The organism is Flavobacterium aestuarii (assembly GCF_040049115.1).
Taxonomy (GTDB): Bacteria; Bacteroidota; Bacteroidia; order Flavobacteriales; family Flavobacteriaceae; genus Flavobacterium; species Flavobacterium aestuarii.
Genome location: NZ_JBDLZZ010000020.1, coordinates 61,506 through 69,531 on the forward strand (window position 1 = coordinate 61,506; position 8,026 = coordinate 69,531).

The window sequence follows — 8,026 nt, forward strand, 5'->3', positions numbered from 1 at the left end:
ACTCTGATTTTCGAATGGAATATCATAATAAAACAATCACTTACTTTCCAAAATAGCGATTATTTCAGGCAGAAATACGCATATTTCTCTGCGGAAGTAAAATTGAAGTACGAAAATGTGTTAGAAAGTGTTCTTGGAATTCCCTCTGATAAAATAATAAATTGTCTTAATCATCTGAAAATCTGCTATTCATCGATAATAATAGCTTTATACAGAAAATACAAGTTTTAGTGAAAAATTTTTCCTTTTTTTGATTAACTAATTGAATAATAGCACATAAAGCTAGCTTGTAGACCTTCGATATAAATAATAATTTTTATAACTCTTTCTGCCTATTTTATTGATCAGATAGGTAATTGTAAATAAAGAATGTTTCCCCGTTTGTACAATAAACTGTAAAGCTGCATTTACATTAGGCTTTTTAAGTTTAACCTTAATTTTTTAATCTGCTAAAAAATGAAAAGAACTGACAGTAATAGCTTAGATAATCATATAATCTGGACGAAAATGTCTTATCCAAAAAGTACTTTGCACGAGCTTTTCTCAGAACAGGCCGAAATTTTTCCTAATTCGATTGCTATCGAATTTGAGAATAAACAGATTAGATATGGAGAACTGGCAAAAAAAATTAATCAAACGGCAAATTATTTTTTGGATCAAGGATTATGTCCAGGACAAATTGTGGCTGTTTCTATAGATCGCACGCCCGAATTGATTATAACTATATATGCTATCCTGCAATGCGGCGCAATATATTTGCCTCTGGATACTGAATATCCTGAGAATCGGATTCATAACGCCATTTTAGATTCGGATGCTTCATTTTTCATAAGCCGATCTTCAATAGCAATTTCTCAAAATATTAAATGTATTGATATTGGAGTATTATCTGCAGAAATAAATAATTTTTCATCAGCTCCTTTGCAGATTAAAACCTTACCCGAATCTATTGCTTATATAATTTATACTTCGGGCTCTACAGGTAAGCCCAAAGGAGTTCAGATTTCTCATGCCAACGTAGTGAATTTTTGCTATTCGATGAAAAAATCAATGGCAATACAGGAGAACGACAAATTTTTATCGGTAACATCTATTTCATTTGACCCAATGGTATTTGATGTATTTGTTTCGCTGCTTTGTGGTTCGTGTGTTGTGTTTATTGACAGAAATCTGATAAAAGATGGAGGTTTATTATTGGAAAAAATTATACAAAATAAAATATCAATAATTGCTGGAACACCGAGTCTGTGGCAGATTCTCCTGGATTCTGGATGGAAAACATACTTAAATCTAAAGGCTATTACTGGCGGAGAAGTCCTCCATAAATCCCTGGCAGATAATTTGCTTTCTAAATGCAGTGATTTGTGGAATCTTTATGGTCCGACTGAAACTACTGTGGCGTCCTTTATCTCAAAAATATCCAGAGATGATGCTGTTATAACTATTGGCAAGCCCATTGATAATACTTTTGCTTATTTATTAGACAATAATAGAAAACCTGTCGATTTTGGAGAAACAGGTGAAATAGCCATTGGAGGAGATGGTGTTTCATCAGGTTACTTAAAACAAAAGGAACTTACAGACAAACAATTTATTATAAATACCTTCGATGAAAATGCTTTAGGCAAATTATATTTAACGGGCGATCTGGGTAAATTTTTACCCAATGGGGATTTGCAGTATATAGGCCGTTTTGACCAGCAGGTAAAAATAAGAGGGCATAGAATAGAATTGGGCGAAGTCGAAAAGGCAATTGCTTCGCTTTCAAGTATAAAAACTACAGTTGTTTTAGTTAATAAAGATTTTGGCGAGCCAAGATTAGTCGCCTATCTCGAATCCGAAGGAAATAAGCAGGATTCTAGTGAAGTGAGCAGAGATCTCAGATTTATTCTGCCAGATTTTATGATACCTTCAAATTTTATGTGGGTTGATAAGTTTCCTATTACCAAAAATGGCAAAATAGATAAAGAAAGGCTCCCAAAACCAGAATATATAAGATTGGATTCGGCACCAGTTTTTAGAAAACCCCGTACAAAACCAGAAAGAGATATCGAAGAAATCTGGAGGGAGCATCTAAAATTGCCTTTAATTGGAATAGATGATAATTTTTTTGAAATGGGTGGAAATTCAATTTTAACCCAGCGTGTGGCAACTGCTATCAAAGAACGTCTTGGACTGAATATTGCAGTCACAAAAATTTATCAATATCCTACAATTGCCACCTTATCTGAATTTTTAGCTGAAGATAACAAATCGATTAGTCTTTCAGGTTTCTCAAAACCAAAATCGGAACGGCAATCAGGGGATGTCGCTATTATTGGTATGGCAGGAAGATTTCCAGGCGCACAATCTATAGATGAATTATGGGACATTTTAAAAGAAGGAAAGGAAACAACTTCTTTTTTCACATCAGAAGAAATTGATCCTAGTATTTCCGAATCTCTGCGCAATGATCCTCTGTATGTAAAAGCCCGTGGTATTTTGCCATCTGCAAAGACTTTTGATGCAGACTTTTTTGGAATAAATCCAAAAGTCGCCGAAACCATGGATCCACAGCAGCGTATTTTTTTAGAAATTGCGTGGGAAGCTCTTGAGTCGGCAGGACATTTGCCCAAACACTACAAAGGCAGTATAGGGGTATATGCAGGAACTGGAACTAATACCTATTACAGAAACAATATACTTCCAAATAAAGAATTACTTGACCAGGTGGGATATGCTCAAGTGGAAATGGTAAATGAAAAAGATTATATATCCTCAAGGATTGCCTACCATCTGGATTTAAAAGGACCTGCAGTAAGTATCCATTCTGCTTGCTCAACTTCGCTTCTGGCTATTGCACAAGCGGTCGAAGCAATCAGGAATGGTCAGTGTGATGTTGCACTTGCTGGAGGGTCTAGTGTAACGGCTCCTATTTTTAGCGGACACCTTTATCAAGAGGGTTCGATGCTGAGTTCTGATGGGCATTGCCGCGCTTTTGATGCATCGGCAAAGGGAACTGTCTTCAGTGACGGGGCTGGTGTCGTCTTGTTAAAAAGCCTGGATGCAGCCCAAAAAGATGGGGACAAAATTTATGGACTCATTAAAGGAATTGGAATTAATAATGATGGGGGCAATAAGGGAAGTTTTACAGCTCCAAGCACAGAGGGGCAGGCGGGTGCGATTATGAAGGCAATACAAGACGCCCGAATTTTGCCAGAATCAATCAGTTATGTAGAGACGCATGGTACGGCCACTCCGCTTGGAGATCCTATTGAGATTGAAGGGCTTAAGATGGCTTTTGGCAAGCAGTCAAAAAAAGGTTTTTGCGCAATAGGCTCCATAAAAAGCAATATGGGGCATCTAACGGCTGCAGCAGGTGTAGCAGGATTGATCAAAACCATTTTGGCTATGAACAATAAGCTTATACCGCCTTCGTTGGGATTTGATAAGCCTAATCCAGTAATAGATTTTGAAAACAGCCCGTTTTTTGTTAACTCTAAACTGCGCAATTGGGAAACAGATGGACTGTTGAGAGCAGGAGTCAGCTCGTTTGGTGTTGGAGGAACTAATGTACATCTCGTTGTCGAAGAATATCCTTTTGAAGAGAAAAAAGCTAGTCCAAAACGGCCGCTACAGTTATTAATGTGGTCCGCAAAAAACCAAAACAGTTTATCAGGGTATGAAAAAGCATTGGACAATTTTATAAGTACTTCCAAAAACATAGCTCTGGCCGACATTGCGTATTCATTAAATGTAACCCGGAATAATTTTAGCCATCGAAGCTTTGTCATAACTGAGCCTTCGGATGATCTTTCAGAAAAAATAATTTCTCTAAAGGCAAAAAATATTAAATCTTCAATATTGAAAATTATGCCAGGCGAAATGGGGTTTCTTTTTCCTGGGCAAGGATCACAATATCTGCAAATGGGCAAAACACTTTATGATAACGAAAAAGTGTATCGTGAGGCTATAGACAAATGCGCTGCGTTTTTGATGGAAGATTTACAATTAGATATCCGTCATATTATCTATCCGGAAATTAATTCGAGCCAAGCCGAAGGACTTCTAAAAGATACCCGATTGACACAGCCCGCTTTATTTGTTACAGAATATGCATTGTCACAGCTGTGGATGAGCTGGGGAATAAAACCAGCTTTTCTTTGCGGTCATAGTATTGGGGAATTTACCGCAGCGCATTTAGCTGGAATCATGAATTTAAAAGATGTGCTGCACATAGTTGCTGTCAGAGGCCGGTTAATAAGCGAACTTCCTGGAGGTTCTATGCTTGCGGTTCGCGTGCCAATTGAAAAGTTACACGAATTACTTCCTGATACACTTTCTGTTGCGGCGATAAATTCAAATCAGTTTTGTGTTGTTTCAGGTACCAGACAAGATATCGAAAGTTTTAATCACAGTCTTGATTTACAGGATGTTCCTAATAAAATGCTTTTTACAAGCCATGCTTTTCACTCTTTCATGATGGATCCAATTTTAGATTCTTTCAAAGATGAGTTAGAAAAAATTAAATTAAATATTCCTCGCTTGCCTATTATTTCAACGGTATCAGGAACTTGGCTTACAGATCTTGAAGCCACAGACCCAATTTATTGGGTTAACCATTTAAAAAATACGGTAAGGTTTGCAGATGCCATGAATACAGCATTTGAATTAGATGATTGTATATTATTAGAAGCAGGACCTGGACAAACATTAACCACCTTAGCTCGTCAGCAGGCAGCAGGCAAAATCATTGCTGCTTTTCCAAGTTTGACTTTGCCTAAGGAAGAGAAAGAAAATGAATACGCAACTTTGTTAAATACTTTAGGTGAACTGTGGAGCAGAGGTGTAAATCCTGACTGGAATTCTTTTTATAAGCAGCAGCAAAGACAAAAAATCAATCTGCCGGGTTATGTTTTCGATCGTAAGCCCTGCTGGATTGAACCTCTAAACATAGAAACGAGGGAAGTACAAAAAAAATCAATTACCAATATGCCTCAAGTTTCAAATATTGCTGCGGATCCAGTAGAAAAAGAGGAGAAAAGCATCAAAAAAAATGATTCAAGAAAAGTTTCTATTCTTTTTAAGATATCTGAAATTATAAAAAATGGATCAGGTATAACATATGATCCAGATTCAGTTTCTAATACATTTTTAGAACTAGGCTTAGATTCTTTGTCTCTTACGCAATTATCCGCAAGATTGAAAAAAGAGTTTGATGTACCAATTACCTTTAGACAATTGAATGAAAGACTTACAACGCCATCGCTGTTAGCAGATTATATTGATCTTAATCTTCCTCAAGACAACTCTGTTGGTCTTGATGAAAAGAATGAAGTGGTTCCAGATACAATTACAGAATCAAAGAATCAGCATTTAATATCAAACCAGCAGCAGATTTCACTGGAACAGATTGCTGAACAAATTCAGTTTTTAAATAATAAGATAAGTCAGCTCCAAAACGATCAAAATGCATCTCTAAATAAAAACATTTCATTGGAATGTCCAAAAACAGAGTCTTTAGATTCAGCAAAATTACATAATGGCAGCCATGCTAAAACTAATGGATCTCTTAAACTTGAAAAGCCAGTTGATGTTAAAAAGATTGATAGTGAAAAGTTAGTAGAGAATAACATCTCAGCAAAAAAATATACCATAATGGCAAATGAACCTCCTGTTCCTGGCAGTAAATTAGGAAGAGATGAAGAAGGAAATCCCGCATGGTTTATAGAAGATGTTAATCAGATTGGAAAATTTACGAAGATTAAAAATTTAGAATAATTGGTAAAAATTAAATTGATATTGCTTTAAACGGTCAATTATAGAACTGTACAATTACATTTTTTAAACATAGGATAATGAAAAATCAATCTCAAATACAAGTCGAAACCGAAACTCATTTTAATCCGTTTTCATCTGAAATTGAACGAGTAATTTATTCGACAAATTCGCAGCTGGAAATCTGGACAGATTGTATTTTTGGAGGCAATGATGCCAGCAGAGCTTATAACCTGTCAGTCTCTATCAAATTACAAGGCAGCTTAGTTGTTGATTCACTTGAGTATGCGGTGAAAACTTTGGTGAAGCGCCATGAATGTTTGAGAGCGAATTTCAGTCCAGATGGCCGCTTTTTGTGTATTTACAATGATCGTACTATAGAGATTGCTACTATTGATATTTCAAATCTGACAGCTGCCGAAAAAGATAATGCGATAAAAACTTTAGCGCATGAAGAAGTTAATTTTATTTTTGATTTTGTCAACGATCCCTTATTTAAAGTCAGCCTGATTAAAATTGAGGATTTTGAGTATATGCTGACTCTGACATTCCATCATATAATAGTTGATGGAGTAAGTTTTAAGATAATATTTCAAGAACTCGGTCAGCTTTATTCTGCATACATTGAAAATAGGGAACCAGACTTGCCAAAGCCAGAACGATTCAGCGACTATGCCAAGAAGGTAAATTCGTTTATGGATAGCAGCGAATATCAAACTTTGGACGATTTCTGGCTTTCTGTTTACAAAGATTCGGTTCCTGTTGTTGAATTGCCAATAGATAATTTAAGACCATCATTACGAACATATAACAGTCATTGCCTTGATTTTCCGCTAGAAGATTCTATTATAAACTCATTAAAAGATATCGGAATACGTGCCGGCAGCAGTTTGACGTCAACTTTGTTTGCTGCTTTTGAGGTCTTTTTGTCCAAATTTACCGGTCAAAGTGATTTAGTAATAGGGTTTCCTTTTTCAGGAAATACTTTGTACGATATGAAACAATTAATAGGTAATTGTGTAAATATGCTTCCCATGCGCAGCATAATTAATCCAAATATTAGTTTTATTGAACACTTAAAACAAAAAAATCTTCAGTTCTTTGATGCTTATGAACATCAGCAGGTCAGTTTCGGGCATCTTCTCAAAAGTTTTGCCATTGCCCGTGATCCTTCGAGAATTCCTTTAATACCAGTTGTACTTACTGTTGATTTAAATCGGGATATTGAAAGTGATTTTGCATTCAAAGGACTTATTCATGAATATAACATTAATCCTCGGCAATACGGATCATTCGAAATTCAGATTCATGCTTTTAAAACTAAAAAAGGATCTTCATTTCACTGTACTTATAATACATCTCTATTTAAGAAAGAAACGATAATTTTGATGATGACGGCATTTGAAGAGATAATTCATAAACTCATATCAAATCCTGACACTTTCTTGGCAGACATCATTGGAGATAATTATTTATCTGCGTACAGCCTGGTAAATAGTACTGAAATTTCATATCCAGATGTGACCTTGACCGAATTGCTAAGAAAACAAGCGGTAATTACGCCAGATAATATAGCTTTAGAATTTAATGATTCGACAAGTACATATTCTGAATTACATAAAAAAGTAAACCAGCTTGCACATTGCTTAAAAGCACAAGGCATTCAATCTGGTGATTTTATTGCTGTTTCTTTTCCTCGCAGTCCAGAACTGCTCTATACGCTGCTTGCTATTTTGCAATGCGGAGCGGCTTATCTGCCATTGGATCCCGAATATCCAAAAAGCCGTTTGGAGTTCATGCTTATTGATTCCCGTGCCAAAGTCTTATTAACCAGCAAGACATTAGCAGGAGTCCTGCCGCAATGGCCGCATACTCTTTTTATAGAAGATGCAATGGACTCATTGCATCAATTTTCGGACATTCCGGTTTCTTATTCTGTCACTCCCGATGATTTAGCTTATATACTTTACACTTCGGGCTCTACGGGTAATCCCAAGGGTGTTCCCATTACTCATAAAAATCTGGTCAATTTTCTTTGCAGCATGGCTCAGCAGCCAGGCATTAACGAAAATGACAGGCTGCTTTCGATAACCACGATCTCGTTTGATATTGCAGGCCTTGAATTATATCTGCCGCTTATAAAAGGGGCAGCGCTGGTGCTGGCCGATCATGAAACCGCCAGAGATGGAAGGCTGCTGCTGGAACTGATAAAAAAGAAGAACATCAGTTTTCTGCAGGCGACTCCAACCACCTGGCTGATGCTTTTGGA

2 protein-coding genes are annotated in these 8,026 nt (G+C 36.5%); both read left to right on the plus strand.

All coding sequences use genetic code 11. The features are described from left to right. Window positions 1-456 precede the first annotated feature (456 nt). Window positions 457-5,760, plus strand: coding sequence for an amino acid adenylation domain-containing protein (locus ABEG11_RS17125; protein WP_348825401.1), 5,304 nt, complete (start codon window positions 457-459; stop codon window positions 5,758-5,760). Between the two features lie 77 nt (window positions 5,761-5,837). Beyond that, window positions 5,838-8,026, plus strand: a 2,189-nt coding sequence (locus tag ABEG11_RS17130; RefSeq protein WP_348825402.1) for a non-ribosomal peptide synthetase, incomplete at its 3' end; no start/stop codon positions are given.